At 50.3% G+C, this 13420-nt stretch carries 27 protein-coding genes and 1 pseudogene; 1 reads left to right on the top strand and 27 read right to left on the bottom strand.

Annotated elements, in window-relative coordinates; genetic code table 11:
- Positions 1–70 precede the first annotated feature (70 nt).
- Complete coding sequence (mscL, locus tag PUP35_RS19880) at positions 71–481, top strand: large-conductance mechanosensitive channel protein MscL (protein WP_023309449.1); 411 nt, start codon at positions 71–73, stop codon at positions 479–481.
- Here the strand turns inward: mscL and PUP35_RS19885 are convergent.
- The 27 genes and pseudogenes from PUP35_RS19885 to rplB form a co-directional block, all read right to left on the bottom strand.
- Positions 482–696: pseudogene (locus tag PUP35_RS19885) on the bottom strand (alternative ribosome-rescue factor A).
- Positions 697–753: 57 nt separating this feature from the next.
- On the bottom strand, positions 754–1179 hold the full coding sequence (zntR, locus tag PUP35_RS19890) for a Zn(2+)-responsive transcriptional regulator (RefSeq protein WP_014833516.1): 426 nt from the start codon (positions 1177–1179) through the stop codon (positions 754–756).
- Between the two features lie 2 nt (positions 1180–1181).
- A complete protein-coding gene (locus tag PUP35_RS19895) occupies positions 1182–1550 on the bottom strand; it encodes a DUF1992 domain-containing protein (RefSeq protein WP_271369732.1) in 369 nt (122 codons plus the stop codon).
- A 107-nt stretch (positions 1551–1657) separates the two neighbouring features.
- Complete coding sequence (gene rplQ, locus PUP35_RS19900; protein ID WP_001216368.1) at positions 1658–2041, bottom strand: 50S ribosomal protein L17; 384 nt, start codon at positions 2039–2041, stop codon at positions 1658–1660.
- A 40-nt stretch (positions 2042–2081) separates the two neighbouring features.
- Positions 2082–3071 carry a DNA-directed RNA polymerase subunit alpha gene (locus PUP35_RS19905; protein ID WP_002919219.1) on the bottom strand — a complete coding sequence of 330 codons (990 nt, stop codon included), beginning with the start codon at positions 3069–3071 and terminating at the stop codon, positions 2082–2084.
- Positions 3072–3096: 25 nt separating this feature from the next.
- A complete protein-coding gene (gene rpsD, locus PUP35_RS19910; protein WP_004868345.1) occupies positions 3097–3717 on the bottom strand; it encodes a 30S ribosomal protein S4 in 621 nt (206 codons plus the stop codon).
- Positions 3718–3750: 33 nt separating this feature from the next.
- Positions 3751–4140, bottom strand: coding sequence for a 30S ribosomal protein S11 (gene rpsK / locus PUP35_RS19915; RefSeq protein WP_003863312.1), 390 nt, complete (start codon positions 4138–4140; stop codon positions 3751–3753).
- 16 nt (positions 4141–4156) lie between these two features.
- Positions 4157–4513 (bottom strand): 30S ribosomal protein S13, encoded by a 357-nt coding sequence (gene rpsM / locus PUP35_RS19920; RefSeq protein ID WP_003863308.1) that lies wholly within the window; start codon positions 4511–4513, stop codon positions 4157–4159.
- 146 nt (positions 4514–4659) lie between these two features.
- On the bottom strand, positions 4660–4776 hold the full coding sequence (gene rpmJ / locus PUP35_RS19925) for a 50S ribosomal protein L36 (RefSeq protein ID WP_000868187.1): 117 nt from the start codon (positions 4774–4776) through the stop codon (positions 4660–4662).
- Positions 4777–4807: 31 nt separating this feature from the next.
- Positions 4808–6139, bottom strand: a complete 1332-nt coding sequence (secY, locus tag PUP35_RS19930; protein WP_003863305.1) for a preprotein translocase subunit SecY — start codon at positions 6137–6139, stop codon at positions 4808–4810.
- A gap of 7 nt (positions 6140–6146) precedes the next feature.
- The gene (rplO, locus tag PUP35_RS19935; protein ID WP_003863304.1) at positions 6147–6581 is read right to left on the bottom strand and encodes a 50S ribosomal protein L15; all 435 of its coding nucleotides are present in this window, start codon (positions 6579–6581) and stop codon (positions 6147–6149) included.
- A 3-nt stretch (positions 6582–6584) separates the two neighbouring features.
- On the bottom strand, positions 6585–6764 hold the full coding sequence (gene rpmD / locus PUP35_RS19940; RefSeq protein ID WP_003863301.1) for a 50S ribosomal protein L30: 180 nt from the start codon (positions 6762–6764) through the stop codon (positions 6585–6587).
- A 6-nt stretch (positions 6765–6770) separates the two neighbouring features.
- On the bottom strand, positions 6771–7271 hold the full coding sequence (gene rpsE / locus PUP35_RS19945; RefSeq protein WP_003863299.1) for a 30S ribosomal protein S5: 501 nt from the start codon (positions 7269–7271) through the stop codon (positions 6771–6773).
- A gap of 14 nt (positions 7272–7285) precedes the next feature.
- Positions 7286–7639, bottom strand: a complete 354-nt coding sequence (gene rplR, locus PUP35_RS19950) for a 50S ribosomal protein L18 (protein WP_003863297.1) — start codon at positions 7637–7639, stop codon at positions 7286–7288.
- A 9-nt stretch (positions 7640–7648) separates the two neighbouring features.
- Positions 7649–8182 carry a 50S ribosomal protein L6 gene (gene rplF, locus PUP35_RS19955; protein ID WP_003863296.1) on the bottom strand — a complete coding sequence of 178 codons (534 nt, stop codon included), beginning with the start codon at positions 8180–8182 and terminating at the stop codon, positions 7649–7651.
- 12 nt (positions 8183–8194) lie between these two features.
- Complete coding sequence (gene rpsH, locus PUP35_RS19960) at positions 8195–8587, bottom strand: 30S ribosomal protein S8 (RefSeq protein ID WP_006178918.1); 393 nt, start codon at positions 8585–8587, stop codon at positions 8195–8197.
- Positions 8588–8617: 30 nt separating this feature from the next.
- Positions 8618–8923 (bottom strand): 30S ribosomal protein S14, encoded by a 306-nt coding sequence (gene rpsN, locus PUP35_RS19965; protein ID WP_003863291.1) that lies wholly within the window; start codon positions 8921–8923, stop codon positions 8618–8620.
- Between the two features lie 14 nt (positions 8924–8937).
- Positions 8938–9477 (bottom strand): 50S ribosomal protein L5, encoded by a 540-nt coding sequence (gene rplE, locus PUP35_RS19970; RefSeq protein WP_001096202.1) that lies wholly within the window; start codon positions 9475–9477, stop codon positions 8938–8940.
- A 14-nt stretch (positions 9478–9491) separates the two neighbouring features.
- Positions 9492–9806 (bottom strand): 50S ribosomal protein L24, encoded by a 315-nt coding sequence (rplX, locus tag PUP35_RS19975; RefSeq protein WP_003863287.1) that lies wholly within the window; start codon positions 9804–9806, stop codon positions 9492–9494.
- 10 nt (positions 9807–9816) lie between these two features.
- A complete protein-coding gene (gene rplN / locus PUP35_RS19980; RefSeq protein WP_002919748.1) occupies positions 9817–10188 on the bottom strand; it encodes a 50S ribosomal protein L14 in 372 nt (123 codons plus the stop codon).
- A gap of 166 nt (positions 10189–10354) precedes the next feature.
- Entirely contained in the window at positions 10355–10609 is a 255-nt protein-coding gene (gene rpsQ, locus PUP35_RS19985) for a 30S ribosomal protein S17 (protein ID WP_008503489.1), read from the bottom strand.
- Positions 10609–10800 carry a 50S ribosomal protein L29 gene (gene rpmC, locus PUP35_RS19990; protein ID WP_003863282.1) on the bottom strand — a complete coding sequence of 64 codons (192 nt, stop codon included), beginning with the start codon at positions 10798–10800 and terminating at the stop codon, positions 10609–10611. The genes rpsQ and rpmC overlap by 1 nt, the downstream gene beginning before the upstream one ends.
- Positions 10800–11210 carry a 50S ribosomal protein L16 gene (rplP, locus tag PUP35_RS19995; protein WP_002919759.1) on the bottom strand — a complete coding sequence of 137 codons (411 nt, stop codon included), beginning with the start codon at positions 11208–11210 and terminating at the stop codon, positions 10800–10802. The genes rpmC and rplP overlap by 1 nt, the downstream gene beginning before the upstream one ends.
- 12 nt (positions 11211–11222) lie before the next feature.
- Positions 11223–11924, bottom strand: a complete 702-nt coding sequence (rpsC, locus tag PUP35_RS20000; protein WP_000529945.1) for a 30S ribosomal protein S3 — start codon at positions 11922–11924, stop codon at positions 11223–11225.
- A 17-nt stretch (positions 11925–11941) separates the two neighbouring features.
- Positions 11942–12274 (bottom strand): 50S ribosomal protein L22, encoded by a 333-nt coding sequence (gene rplV, locus PUP35_RS20005; protein WP_002919773.1) that lies wholly within the window; start codon positions 12272–12274, stop codon positions 11942–11944.
- A 14-nt stretch (positions 12275–12288) separates the two neighbouring features.
- Positions 12289–12567 carry a 30S ribosomal protein S19 gene (rpsS, locus tag PUP35_RS20010; RefSeq protein ID WP_001138117.1) on the bottom strand — a complete coding sequence of 93 codons (279 nt, stop codon included), beginning with the start codon at positions 12565–12567 and terminating at the stop codon, positions 12289–12291.
- A gap of 16 nt (positions 12568–12583) precedes the next feature.
- A complete protein-coding gene (gene rplB, locus PUP35_RS20015; RefSeq protein WP_008457150.1) occupies positions 12584–13405 on the bottom strand; it encodes a 50S ribosomal protein L2 in 822 nt (273 codons plus the stop codon).
- Positions 13406–13420: the final 15 nt, after the last annotated feature.

Consider the following 13420-nt stretch of genomic DNA (forward strand, 5'->3'; position numbering starts at 1 on the left):
ATTATCCCGAATGGCAATTGGCTAATCATTTGTTAAACTTAAACTCGTCAGCTGGCACAAGGAGAGAACAATGAGTTTTATTAAAGAATTTCGCGAATTTGCGATGCGCGGGAACGTGGTGGATTTAGCTGTGGGTGTCATTATTGGTGCGGCATTCGGCAAGATTGTTTCATCATTAGTGGCCGACATTATCATGCCACCTTTAGGGTTGTTAATCGGGGGCATAGATTTCAAACAGTTCGCTTTCACGCTGCGTGAAGCACAGGGTGATGTGCCGGCGGTCGTGATGCACTACGGCGTATTCATTCAGAACGTATTTGATTTTGTGATTGTCGCGTTTGCCATTTTTATGGCTATCAAGCTGATCAACAGGCTCAATCGTAAGAAAGAAGAGCCAGCTGCAGCACCTGCACCAACGAAAGAAGAAGTGCTGCTGAGTGAGATCCGCGATCTGTTAAAAGAGCAGAACAACCGCGTTTAATCAAAAGCTTAAAGCAGGAAGGCCAGTGGTAAATAAGCGATTCGCTTGCTTGCCACTGGCCTCCCAGTTACCCCGTTTTTCATGCTTGTCTTTACGCAGATAACTTCCTTTCCCTTTTTATTCTTCTCAACGCGCTGTCTGAATAGCGGGTCGTGAAGTAGTGCCTCAATGGCATTGTCTTTGATCTGACCTTTCGTGTGCTGATAGCGGCTCATAAATTCTCCTGAGCATGGTTTATGACGACGGGAGTCTAGACCCGGATGAACTAAAAATCAACAGCCCTGCGTTTCTCCACTCGCTCCCTGTTCAAGAGCTTCCAGAATGGAACAATAAATACTGCTGTGGGCCGTACCGCAGCAGGCATCATTCAGCCTTTGCAGAGAGCGCTGCATGGTTTGCAGCTCCTGAATGCGTGCTTCCACTTCATCCAGACGAGCCTGCACAATGCTTTTAGACTCCTGGCAGGTGTGATGTGCCGGATCGATGCGGATCGATAAAAGTTCGCGGATCGAGTCTAATGTGAAACCGAGCTGGCGCGCATAACGAATAAACCGCAGGCGCTGCAGATCGTTATCGGTATAAAGTCGAAAGCCACCTTCAGTACGAACCTCATGATCGATCATCTGCTGCTTTTCGTAATATCGAATGGTATCCGGCGTGACGTTAGCGAGCTTCGCAAGTTCACCGATACGGTACATAGCTACTCCTCATTTAATTTCTGCATCAATCTTACACCGTATTCACCGTGCAGAAAGTCAGTGTTCATTCCTGCCTGGCGAAGCTTGAGTTCAAGCAGGGTGAGACGACGGCTAAGTTCAGAATGTCGCGGATCGTCCTGACGGAGGCCTTTAAGCAGATCGGCCAGTTCAACAGCCTCTCTGCGCTGTTCAAGCTCCGGAGGGAGACAGCCTGCATTTTTCAGTAAACGGTATCCAGCCCGTAATTCAGGCGAGATGTGGGAATCGTCTTCAAGCACAAGAGGTTCGCCGCTTCCTGGAAGATCGTCGAATTCGCCTTTTTTTTGGGCATCACGAATATGGCGTTCTGCCCACTGGTCGAGCAACCACATTACCCGCTCCAGGAGATGAACAGAATTGATACAGACATTGTAGAGAAGTGGGGATATCGCGGATATAAAAAAACCCGCCGGAGCGGGTTTTTTTACGTTACTGCAGATTACTCTGCAGCAGCTTCTGCTTTCTCTGAACGATCAACCAGCTCGATGTAAGCCATCGGCGCGTTGTCGCCTGCACGGAAACCACACTTCAGAATGCGAGTGTAACCACCGGCACGGCTCGCGAAACGCGGGCCCAGTTCGTTAAACAGTTTTGCCACGATCTCGTTATCACGAGTACGGGCGAATGCCAGACGACGATTAGCAACGCTGTCAGTCTTGGCAAGAGTAATCAGCGGCTCAACTACGCGACGCAGCTCTTTCGCTTTAGGCAGGGTCGTCTTGATGATCTCATGACGAACCAGTGAACCTGCCATGTTGCGGAACATAGCCTGGCGATGGCTGCTGTTGCGGTTCAGTTGACGACCACTCTTACGATGGCGCATGACCTTATCCTTCTCAGTAAAACCTTAACCTGTGATCCGGTTACTCGTCAGCAATGCTTGCCGGTGGCCAGTTTTCCAGGCGCATGCCCAGAGACAGACCACGAGAAGCCAGCACGTCTTTAATCTCAGTAAGAGATTTTTTACCCAGGTTCGGCGTTTTCAGCAACTCAACCTCGGTACGCTGTACCAGATCACCGATATAGTGGATAGCTTCTGCCTTGAGGCAGTTAGCAGAGCGGACAGTCAACTCGAGATCGTCAACAGGGCGCAGCAGGATCGGATCGAATTCTGGTTTCTCTTCTTTCACTTCCGGCTGACGTACATCACGTAAGTCAACGAAAGCTTCCAGTTGTTCTGCCAGGATGGTTGCCGCACGACGAATCGCCTCTTCAGGATCGATTGTGCCGTTGGTTTCCATTTCGATGACCAGCTTGTCCAGGTCGGTACGCTGTTCTACACGCGCTGCTTCAACATTGTAGGCAATACGCTCTACAGGGCTGTAGCATGCGTCGACCAGCAGACGGCCGATTGGGCGCTCATCTTCTTCCGAATGAATTCGGGCAGAAGCCGGCACATAACCACGACCGCGCTGAACTTTGATACGCATGCTAATCGCTGCGTTCTCATCGGTCAGGTGGCAGATCACGTGCTGCGGCTTGACGATTTCAACATCACCGTCGTGGGTGATGTCGGCTGCAGTCACAGGGCCAATGCCAGATTTATTCAGAGTAAGAATAACTTCATCTTTACCCTGAACTCTCACCGCCAGCCCTTTCAGGTTGAGCAGGATTTCAAGGATATCTTCCTGAACGCCTTCTTTGGTGCTGTACTCATGAAGTACACCATCAATCTCAACCTCGGTCACCGCGCAACCCGGCATCGATGAGAGCAGAATACGGCGCAGTGCGTTACCCAGAGTATGGCCAAAGCCACGCTCTAAAGGCTCAAGGGTCACCTTGGCGTGCGTCGAACTCACTTGCTCGATATCTACCAGGCGCGGTTTTAGAAACTCTGTCACAGAACCCTGCATTGTGTCCTCTCTTTGGTACTAAGCTTTACTTGGAGTAAAGCTCGACGATCAGGTGTTCGTTAATGTCCGCAGACAGATCAGAACGTTCTGGCTGACGCTTGAACGTACCTTCCATCTTGCCAGCATCAACTTCCAGCCAGGTTGGCTTTTCACGCTGCTCAGCCAGCTCCAGAGCGGCCTTCACGCGAGATTGCTTTTTCGCTTTCTCACGAATGCTAACAACGTCATTCGCTTTAACCTGATAAGAAGCGATGTTAACAACACGACCGTTTACCATGATTGCTTTGTGGCTAACCAGCTGACGTGATTCAGCACGAGTAGCGCCGAAGCCCATACGGTATACAACGTTGTCCAGACGACCTTCCAGCAGAGCCAGCAGGTTTTCACCTGTGTTGCCTTTCAGACGTGCTGCTTCTTTATAGTAGTTACGGAACTGACGCTCCAGCACACCGTACATACGGCGAACTTTTTGCTTTTCACGCAACTGCACACCATAGTCAGACAGACGCGGTTTACGCGCACCGTGCTGGCCAGGAGCTTGTTCAATTTTACACTTGGTATCGATCGCGCGAACGCCAGACTTAAGGAATAAGTCGGTGCCCTCACGACGGCTCAGCTTGAGCTTAGGACCCAAATATCTTGCCATTTTCTATCTCCAACTAACCTAAAAAACGGAGCGTTATACGCGACGTTTTTTCGGCGGACGACAACCGTTATGAGGGATCGGAGTCACATCAGTAATATTCGTGATGCGGAAACCAGCGGCGTTCAGAGCGCGAACAGTAGATTCACGACCCGGACCCGGACCTTTAACCATAACTTCCAGATTCTTGATGCCGTATTCTTTTACGGCTTCAGCGCAACGCTCTGCTGCAACCTGAGCTGCGAACGGAGTGGATTTGCGAGAACCACGGAAACCGGAACCACCGGCTGTTGCCCAACCCAATGCGTTACCCTGACGATCAGTAATAGTAACGATGGTGTTGTTGAAAGAAGCATGGATATGAGCCACGCCGTCAGAGACTTGTTTTCTTACACGTTTACGTGCACGAACTGGTGCCTTTGCCATTATTCAATCACCCCGATTATTTCTTGATCGGTTTGCGCGGACCCTTACGGGTACGTGCGTTGGTCTTAGTACGCTGACCGCGCACTGGCAGACCACGACGATGACGCAAACCGCGATAGCAACCAAGATCCATCAGGCGCTTGATGCTCATGCTGATTTCACGGCGCAGATCACCTTCAACGACAAATTTGGCAACTTCGTCACGCAGCGTGTCGATTTGTTCTTCAGACAGCTCACTGATCTTAACATCTTCAGCGATACCCGCTGCAGCCAGAATGGCTTTAGAACGGGTCTTGCCGACGCCGTAGATCGAAGTTAATGCGATCACAGCATGTTTCTGATCAGGAATGTTAATGCCTGCTATACGGGCCACTATGCACTCCTACTATTTAATATGTACGCACCATGCTGAAAAGCCCGTTTTCAGGATACTCAAATGGAAACGTACAGACATACAAAAGATTGGCTGGCTAATCTAGCCAGCTCAACCCAACTTTGCAAGAAAAATATGCGAAATAATCAGCCTTGGCGCTGTTTATGCTTCGGCTCGGCACTGCAAATCACACGGATGACACCATCACGCTTAACGATTTTGCAGTTACGGCATAATTTCTTGACGGAAGCACGAACTTTCATTTTTACTCTCCGTAACTTCTCAGGCGACCAATTAGCGGCCGTAGCCTTTCAGGTTCGCCTTCTTCAATGCAGACTCATACTGACTGGACATCATCAGAGTTTGCACTTGAGCCATAAAGTCCATAATCACGACAACAACGATAAGCAGTGAGGTCCCACCGAAGTAGAACGGTACTTTCATTGCATCACGCATGAACTCCGGGATCAGGCAGATAAAAGTAATATAGAGCGCACCAACCAAAGTCAGGCGGGTCATTACTTTATCGATATACTTCGCCGTTTGCTCTCCCGGACGAATTCCTGGTACAAATGCACCGGACTTCTTCAGGTTATCTGCTGTTTCACGCGGGTTGAAGACCAACGCCGTGTAGAAGAAACAGAAGAAGATGATCGCAGACGCATAGAGTAACACATAAAGTGGTTGCCCAGGCTGCAAATACAGCGAAATTGTTGTCAGCCAGTTCCAACCAGTACCGCCCCCGAACCATGACGCGATGGTCGCCGGGAACAGAATAATACTGGAAGCGAAGATAGCCGGGATAACCCCCGCCATGTTCACTTTCAGCGGTAAATGTGTGCTCTGTGCAGCATAGACACGACGACCTTGCTGACGTTTAGCGTAGTTCACCACAATGCGGCGTTGACCACGTTCAACGAAGACAACAAAGAACGTCACTGCAAATACTAATACTGCAACCAACAGCAACAGGAGGAAGTGCAGGTCGCCTTGACGCGCTTGCTCGATAGTATGGGCGATGGCTGGCGGGAGGCCCGCAACAATACCGGCGAAGATGATGATTGAGATACCGTTACCGATACCACGCTCAGTAATCTGTTCGCCGAGCCACATCAGGAACATTGTCCCTGTGACCAGACTTACAACAGCGGTGAAGTAGAATGCAAAGCCCGGGTTTAACACCAGGCCCTGCATACCAGGCATATTCGGTAGACCGGTAGCAATACCGATCGACTGGAATATTGCCAGCACCAGAGTACCGTAACGGGTGTACTGACTAATCTTACGACGTCCAGACTCCCCTTCTTTCTTCAACTCTGCCAGGGCCGGATGAACGACCGTCAGCAGCTGGATAATAATAGATGCCGAAATGTACGGCATAATACCCAATGCAAAGATAGAAGCACGGCTGAGAGCACCACCAGAGAACATGTTGAACATTTCAATGATGGTGCCTCGCTGTTGCTCAAGCAGTTTGGCAAGTACAGCGGCATCGATACCAGGGATCGGAATAAAAGAGCCAATACGGAACACAATCAGCGCGCCGATAACAAACAGCAGTCTGCGTTTCAGCTCGCCAAATCCACCTTTGGCACTTTGAAAATCTAATCCCGGTTGCTTAGCCATCTGCTACTTATTCCTCAATTTTACCGCCAGCAGCTTCGATAGCAGCACGAGCACCTTTAGTAACACGCAGGCCACGAACAGTTACCGGAGTAGAAACTTCACCAGCCAGGATCACTTTCGCGAACTCGATCTGGATACCGATAATGTTTGCTGCTTTCAGCGTGTTCAGGTCTACAACGCCGCCTTCAACTTTCGCCAGGTCAGACAGACGGATTTCCGCTGTGATCGCTGCTTTGCGAGAGGTGAAGCCGAACTTCGGCAGACGACGGTACAGTGGCATCTGGCCACCCTCGAAACCGCGACGTACGCCACCGCCAGAACGAGAGTTCTGACCTTTGTGACCACGACCACCGGTTTTACCGAGGCCAGAACCGATACCACGACCCAGGCGTTTACCCGCCTTTTTAGAGCCTTCGGCCGGAGACAGAGTATTTAAACGCATCTCTTACTCCTCAACTTTAACCATGAAGTAAACCGCGTTGACCATACCACGAACAGCAGGAGTATCCTCGCGCTCAACGGTATGACCAATACGACGCAGACCCAGGCCAAGCAGCGTTGCCTTGTGTTTCGGCAGACGACCGATTGCACTGCGGGTTTGAGTGATTTTAATAGTCTTTGCCATGGTCAATTACCCCAGAATTTCTTCAACGGATTTACCACGCTTGGCAGCGACCATTTCTGGAGAATTCATATTTTCCAGGCCATCAATAGTTGCACGAACCACGTTGATCGGGTTGGTGGAACCATATGCTTTAGCCAGAACGTTATGAACCCCAGCAACTTCCAGAACGGCGCGCATTGCACCACCGGCGATGATACCGGTACCTTCTGAAGCTGGCTGCATGAATACACGAGAACCCGTGTGAACACCTTTAACTGGGTGCTGCAGGGTGCCGTTGTTCAGCGCGACGTTAATCATGTTGCGACGGGCTTTTTCCATCGCTTTCTGGATCGCTGCTGGAACTTCACGCGCTTTACCGTAACCAAAACCAACGCGACCGTTACCATCGCCTACTACAGTCAGAGCTGTGAAGGAGAAAATACGACCACCTTTAACGGTTTTAGATACGCGGTTTACCGCGATCAGCTTTTCCTGCAGTTCGCCAGCCTGTTTTTCGATGTGAGCCATCTTACACCTCTACCTTAGAACTGAAGGCCAGCTTCACGGGCAGCATCTGCCAGTGCCTGGACACGACCATGATATTGGAACCCGGAACGGTCAAAGGAAACATTGCTGATGCCTTTTTCCAGAGCGCGTTCAGCAACAGCTTTACCTACAGCTGCAGCGGCGTCTTTGTTACCGGTGTACTTCAATTGTTCTGAGATAGCTTTTTCTACAGTAGAAGCAGCTACCAGAACTTCAGAACCGTTCGGTGCAATTACCTGTGCGTAAATATGACGCGGGGTACGATGTACCACCAGGCGAGTTGCACCCAGCTCTTTGAGCTTGCGGCGTGCGCGGGTCGCACGACGGATACGAGCAGATTTCTTATCCATAGTGTTACCTTACTTCTTCTTAGCCTCTTTGGTACGCACGACTTCGTCGGCGTAGCGAACACCCTTGCCTTTGTAAGGCTCAGGACGACGGTAGGCGCGCAGATCTGCTGCAACCTGACCGATCAGCTGTTTATCGGCGCCTTTCAGCACGATTTCAGTCTGAGTCGGGCATTCTGCAGTGATACCGGCCGGCAGCGGATGCTCAACAGGGTGTGAGAAGCCCAGAGACAGGCCTACTGCATTCCCTTTGATAGCTGCACGATAACCTACACCAACCAGCTGAAGCTTTTTAGTGAAGCCTTCGGTAACACCAACAACCATTGAGTTCAGCAGGGCACGCGCGGTACCAGCCTGAGCCCATCCATCCACGAAACCATCACGTGGACCGAAGGTCAGAGCGTTATCTGCATGTTTAACTTCAACAGCTTTGTTGAGGGTACGAGTCAGCTCGCCGTTTTTACCTTTGATCGTAATAACCTGACCGTCGATTTTTACATCAACGCCGGCAGGAATAACGACCGGTGCTTTAGCAACACGAGACATTCTTTCCTCCGATTAGGCTACGTAGCAGATAATTTCGCCACCAAGACCAGCCTGGCGCGCTGCACGATCAGTCATAACACCTTTAGAGGTAGAAACAACTGCGATACCAAGACCAGCCATAACTTTTGGCAGCTCATCTTTTTTCTTATAGATGCGCAGGCCTGGGCGGCTGACACGCTGAATGCTTTCTACAACAGCTTTACCCTGGAAATACTTGAGAGTAAGTTCCAGTTCCGGCTTGGTGTCGCCTTCAACTTTAAAATCTTCGATAAAACCTTCTTCCTTCAGCACGTTGGCAATTGCCACTTTCAGCTTGGCGGAAGGCATGGTGACCGCAACTTTGTTCGCGGCCTGACCGTTACGGATACGGGTCAGCATATCCGCGATCGGATCTTGCATGCTCATCTGTCTTTACTCCCGTGATTCAATTGGTAATTACCAGCTAGCCTTTTTCAAGCCTGGCACTTCACCGCGCATGGCGGCTTCACGCAGTTTGATACGGCTCAACCCAAACTTGCCCACATAACCATGTGGACGACCTGTTTGACGACAGCGGTTACGCTGACGAGACGGGCTGGAATCACGCGGCAGAGACTGCAGCTTGAGAACCGCATTCCAACGATCTTCGTCGGAAGCGTTCACATCAGAAATGATCGCTTTCAGTTCAGCGCGTTTAGCGAAGAATTTATCAGCTAAAGCTACGCGCTTTACTTCGCGTGCTTTCATTGATTGCTTAGCCATTCAGTAACCCTACCTTACTTGCGGAACGGGAAGTCAAAGGCAGCCAGCAGAGCACGGCCTTCTTCGTCAGATTTCGCAGTAGTGGTAATGGTAATATCCAAACCACGCACGCGGTCGACTTTATCGTAGTCGATTTCTGGGAAGATGATCTGCTCACGGACACCCATGCTGTAGTTACCACGACCGTCGAAAGACTTAGCGGACAAGCCACGGAAGTCACGGATACGTGGAACAGCAATAGTGATCAGGCGCTCAAAGAACTCCCACATGCGTTCGCCACGCAGAGTTACTTTACAGCCGATCGGATAGCCCTGACGGATTTTGAAGCCTGCAACAGATTTGCGTGCTTTGGTGATCAGCGGTTTTTGACCGGAGATTGCTGTCAGGTCAGCTGCTGCGTTATCCAGCAGTTTCTTGTCAGCGATCGCTTCACCAACACCCATGTTCAGGGTGATCTTCTCGACCCGAGGGACTTGCATGACAGAATTGTAGTTAAACTCGGTCATGAGTTTTTTAACTACTTCGTCTTTGTAGTAATCATGCAGTTTCGCCATCGTACTACTCCAAATTACTTGATAGTTTCGCTGTTAGACTTGAAGAAACGGACTTTTTTGCCGTCTTCGAATCTAAAGCCTACACGGTCAGCCTTGCCGGTAGCCGCATTGAAGATTGCAACGTTAGAAACCTGAATAGCAGCTTCTTTTTCAACGATGCCACCTGGTTGGTTCAGGGCCGGAACCGGCTTCTGATGTTTCTTAACCAGGTTGATACCTTCAACGACAAGTTTGCCGGAAGACAGAACATTTTTTACTTTACCGCGTTTACCTTTATCTTTACCGGTTAACACGATAACTTCGTCATCACGACGGATTTTCGCTGCCATGATTCGCTCCTTAGAGTACTTCTGGTGCCAGAGAGATAATTTTCATGAACTTCTCAGTACGAAGTTCACGAGTTACCGGCCCAAAGATACGCGTGCCGATAGGCTGCTCGCTGTTATTGTTTAAAATAACGCATGCATTACCATCGAAGCGAATGACAGAACCGTCAGGGCGACGAACACCCTTCTTGGTGCGCACCACTACCGCCTTCAGCACATCACCTTTTTTGACCTTACCACGTGGAATTGCTTCCTTGATGGTGATCTTGATGATGTCGCCTACGCCTGCGTAGCGACGGTGCGAGCCACCCAGAACCTTGATACACATTACGCGACGTGCACCGGAGTTGTCGGCGACGTTCAGCATAGTCTGTTCTTGGATCATTTTAGTGCTCCGCTAATGTCAACTACTACCTGAGACTCTAAAATCAGAGCCGTTAAAAAGCCCCATATCGAGGGCGCGGCATTATAACACCGCTTCTGCAATATGGGTAGAAAAAATAAACGGCTCATCGCTGAGCCGTTTATTCGTATTGAGAAGGCGTACTGTATTACAGAACCGCTTTCTCTACAACGCGAACCAGCGTCCAGGACTTAGTCTTGGACAGTGGGCGGCATTCACGGATTTCAACCTTGTCGCCGATACCACATTCGTTGTTCTCGTCATGTACGTGCAGTTTGGTCGTACGCTTGATGAATTTACCGTAGATCGGGTGTTTCACAATACGTTCGATAGCTACAACAATGGATTTCTCCATTTTGTCGCTAACAACACGACCTTGCAGAGTACGGATTTTATCGGTCATTACGCACCCGCCTTCTGAGTCAGTAAAGTCTTAACGCGTGCAACATTGCGACGCACTTGCTTCAGCAGGTGAGTCTGTTGCAGCTGGCCACTTGCAGCCTGCATACGCAGGTTGAACTGCTCACGCAGCAGGTTCAGCAGCTCAGCGTTCAGCTCTTCAACGCTTTTTTCACGCAGCTCTTTTGCTTTCATTACATCACCGTCTTAGTTACAAAGGTGGTTTTGATAGGCAGTTTCGCTGCTGCCAGGCCGAAGGCTTCACGGGCCAGCTCTTCCGGAACACCGTCCATTTCATAAAGGACTTTGCCCGGTTGGATCAAGGCAACCCAGTACTCCACGTTACCTTTACCTTTACCCATACGAACTTCCAGCGGCTTCTCGGTGATCGGTTTGTCCGGGAATACACGGATCCAGATCTTACCTTGACGCTTAACTGCACGGGTCATTGCACGACGTGCTGCTTCGATCTGACGTGCAGTCAGACGACCACGGCCAACAGCTTTCAGACCGAAAGTGCCGAAGCTAACATCCGTACCCTGCGCCAGACCACGGTTGCGGCCTTTGTGCACTTTACGGAATTTTGTACGCTTTGGTTGTAACATCAGCGACGCTCCTTATTTACGGCCTTTACGCTGCTGCTTTTTAGGTTGAGCAGCCGGTTTTTCCGGTTGTTCAACAGCAGCCATACCACCCAGGATCTCACCTTTGAAGATCCATACCTTAACGCCGATTACACCGTAAGTGGTGTGCGCTTCAGAGGTGTTGTAGTCGATGTCAGCACGCAGAGTGTGCAGCGGTACGCGACCTTCACGGTACCATTCGGTACGTGCGATTTCCGCGCCGCCCAGACGGCCGCTAACTTCAACTTTGATACCTTTAGCGCCCAGACGCATTGCGTTCTGTACAGCACGCTTCATAGCACGACGGAACATTACACGACGTTCCAGCTGTGAAGTGATGCTGTCAGCAACCAATTTAGCGTCCAGTTCAGGCTTACGAACTTCAGCGATATTGATCTGTGCAGGAACGCCAGCGATATCCGCTACGACCTTGCGCAGTTTTTCTACGTCTTCGCCTTTCTTACCGATAACGATGCCAGGACGAGCAGTGTGAATAGTCACACGGATGCTCTTCGCTGGACGCTCGATAACGATACGAGATACAGACGCTTTAGCCAGTTCCTTAGTCAGGTACTGACGTACTTTAAAATCGCTGTCCAGGTTGTCAGCGAATTCTTTGGTGTTCGCAAACCAGGTAGAGTTCCATGGTTTTACAATACCCAGGCGAATACCATTAGGATGTACTTTCTGACCCATTGCTAGTCTCCAGAGTCTCAGCGATCGGACACAACCACAGTAATGTGGCTGGTGCGCTTCAGGATGCGATCTGCACGACCTTTCGCACGCGGCATAATGCGCTTCATGCTTGGGCCTTCATCTACGAAAATTTTCGCGACTTTCAGATCGTCGATGTCAGCGCCATCGTTGTGTTCAGCGTTAGCAATGGCAGATTCCAGTACTTTCTTGACCAATACCGCAGCTTTCTTGTTGGTATAGGTCAGGATGTCCAGGGCCTGCGACACTTTCTTACCGCGAATCAGGTCAGCAACAAGGCGAACCTTCTGAGCAGAAGAACGAGCATGGCGATGTTGAGCTAAAGTTTCCATCTCTTCCTCCTACCTTATTTCTTCTTCGCTTTTTTATCAGCAGCGTGGCCGCGATAAGTACGAGTCGGTGCGAATTCACCCAGTTTGTGACCAACCATTTCGTCGGTAACAAAGACTGGAACGTGCTGACGACCATTATGGACAGCGATGGTCAAACCGATCATGTTAGGAAAGATCGTTGAACGACGGGACCAAGTGCGCAGGGGCTTCTTGTCTCCGCTTTCCACCGCTTTCTCTACCTTCTTCAGCAAGTGCAGGTCAATAAAAGGACCTTTCTTGAGAGAACGTGGCATGGCTTATCCTCTAAAATTATTTGCTACGGCGACGTACGATAAATTTATCAGTACGCTTGTTGCTGCGGGTCTTCTTACCTTTGGTCTGAACGCCCCACGGAGATACCGGGTGCTTACCAAAGTTACGACCTTCACCACCACCATGTGGGTGATCGACTGGGTTCATCGCAGTACCGCGAACGGTAGGACGAACACCACGCCAGCGAGCAGCACCTGCTTTACCCAGAACGCGCAGCATATGCTCAGCATTGCCAACTTCGCCCAGAGTAGCGCGGCAGTCTGCTTCGACTTTACGCATTTCACCAGAACGCAGACGCAGGGTGACATAAGCACCATCACGAGCAACGATCTGAACGTAAGTACCAGCGGAACGTGCCAGCTGACCGCCTTTACCTGGTTTCATTTCTACGTTATGAACGGTAGAACCAACCGGGATATTGCGCATCGGCAGGGTGTTGCCTGCTTTGATTGCAGCATCAACGCCAGACTGAATCTGGTCGCCAGCTTTCAGGCCTTTAGGGGCCAGGATGTAACGGCGTTCGCCGTCTTTGTACAGAACCAGCGCGATGTTCGCGGAACGGTTCGGATCGTACTCAAGACGTTCAACAACTGCTGGGATACCGTCTTTGTTGCGTTTGAAGTCAACAATACGATAAGCCTGCTTGTGGCCACCACCGATGTGACGAGTGGTGATACGGCCATTGTTGTTACGACCACCGGATTTGCTGTTTTTTTCCAGCAACGGAGCAAAAGGTTTGCCCTTGTGCAGCTCAGGGTTAACCACTTTAACTACGTGGCGACGACCCGGAGATGTCGGTTTACATTTAACAACTGCCATTGTATTACTCCTCCG

This window comes from Enterobacter sp. S-33, assembly GCF_028735835.1.
Classification (GTDB): Bacteria; Pseudomonadota; Gammaproteobacteria; order Enterobacterales; family Enterobacteriaceae; genus Enterobacter; species Enterobacter vonholyi.

Bases quoted from the DNA above. Each gene is read 5' to 3' on its own strand.
- mscL (WP_023309449.1), top strand. From the start codon at position 71: ATGAGTTTTATTAAAGAATTTCGCGAATTTGCGATGCGCGGGAACGTG.
- zntR (WP_014833516.1), bottom strand. From the start codon at position 1,179: ATGTACCGTATCGGTGAACTTGCGAAGCTCGCTAACGTCACGCCGGAT.
- PUP35_RS19895 (WP_271369732.1), bottom strand. From the start codon at position 1,550: ATGTGGTTGCTCGACCAGTGGGCAGAACGCCATATTCGTGATGCCCAA.
- rplQ (WP_001216368.1), bottom strand. From the start codon at position 2,041: ATGCGCCATCGTAAGAGTGGTCGTCAACTGAACCGCAACAGCAGCCAT.
- PUP35_RS19905 (WP_002919219.1), bottom strand. From the start codon at position 3,071: ATGCAGGGTTCTGTGACAGAGTTTCTAAAACCGCGCCTGGTAGATATC.
- rpsD (WP_004868345.1), bottom strand. From the start codon at position 3,717: ATGGCAAGATATTTGGGTCCTAAGCTCAAGCTGAGCCGTCGTGAGGGC.
- rpsK (WP_003863312.1), bottom strand. From the start codon at position 4,140: ATGGCAAAGGCACCAGTTCGTGCACGTAAACGTGTAAGAAAACAAGTC.
- rpmJ (WP_000868187.1), bottom strand. From the start codon at position 4,776: ATGAAAGTTCGTGCTTCCGTCAAGAAATTATGCCGTAACTGCAAAATC.
- secY (WP_003863305.1), bottom strand. From the start codon at position 6,139: ATGGCTAAGCAACCGGGATTAGATTTTCAAAGTGCCAAAGGTGGATTT.
- rplO (WP_003863304.1), bottom strand. From the start codon at position 6,581: ATGCGTTTAAATACTCTGTCTCCGGCCGAAGGCTCTAAAAAGGCGGGT.
- rpmD (WP_003863301.1), bottom strand. From the start codon at position 6,764: ATGGCAAAGACTATTAAAATCACTCAAACCCGCAGTGCAATCGGTCGT.
- rpsE (WP_003863299.1), bottom strand. From the start codon at position 7,271: ATGGCTCACATCGAAAAACAGGCTGGCGAACTGCAGGAAAAGCTGATC.
- rplR (WP_003863297.1), bottom strand. From the start codon at position 7,639: ATGGATAAGAAATCTGCTCGTATCCGTCGTGCGACCCGCGCACGCCGC.
- rplF (WP_003863296.1), bottom strand. From the start codon at position 8,182: ATGTCTCGTGTTGCTAAAGCACCGGTCGTTATTCCTGCCGGCGTTGAT.
- rpsH (WP_006178918.1), bottom strand. From the start codon at position 8,587: ATGAGCATGCAAGATCCGATCGCGGATATGCTGACCCGTATCCGTAAC.
- rpsN (WP_003863291.1), bottom strand. From the start codon at position 8,923: ATGGCTAAGCAATCAATGAAAGCACGCGAAGTAAAGCGCGTAGCTTTA.
- rplE (WP_001096202.1), bottom strand. From the start codon at position 9,477: ATGGCGAAACTGCATGATTACTACAAAGACGAAGTAGTTAAAAAACTC.
- rplX (WP_003863287.1), bottom strand. From the start codon at position 9,806: ATGGCAGCGAAAATCCGTCGTGATGACGAAGTTATCGTGTTAACCGGT.
- rplN (WP_002919748.1), bottom strand. From the start codon at position 10,188: ATGATCCAAGAACAGACTATGCTGAACGTCGCCGACAACTCCGGTGCA.
- rpsQ (WP_008503489.1), bottom strand. From the start codon at position 10,609: ATGACCGATAAAATCCGTACTCTGCAAGGTCGTGTTGTTAGCGACAAA.
- rpmC (WP_003863282.1), bottom strand. From the start codon at position 10,800: ATGAAAGCAAAAGAGCTGCGTGAAAAAAGCGTTGAAGAGCTGAACGCT.
- rplP (WP_002919759.1), bottom strand. From the start codon at position 11,210: ATGTTACAACCAAAGCGTACAAAATTCCGTAAAGTGCACAAAGGCCGC.
- rpsC (WP_000529945.1), bottom strand. From the start codon at position 11,924: ATGGGTCAGAAAGTACATCCTAATGGTATTCGCCTGGGTATTGTAAAA.
- rplV (WP_002919773.1), bottom strand. From the start codon at position 12,274: ATGGAAACTTTAGCTCAACATCGCCATGCTCGTTCTTCTGCTCAGAAG.
- rpsS (WP_001138117.1), bottom strand. From the start codon at position 12,567: ATGCCACGTTCTCTCAAGAAAGGTCCTTTTATTGACCTGCACTTGCTG.
- rplB (WP_008457150.1), bottom strand. From the start codon at position 13,405: ATGGCAGTTGTTAAATGTAAACCGACATCTCCGGGTCGTCGCCACGTA.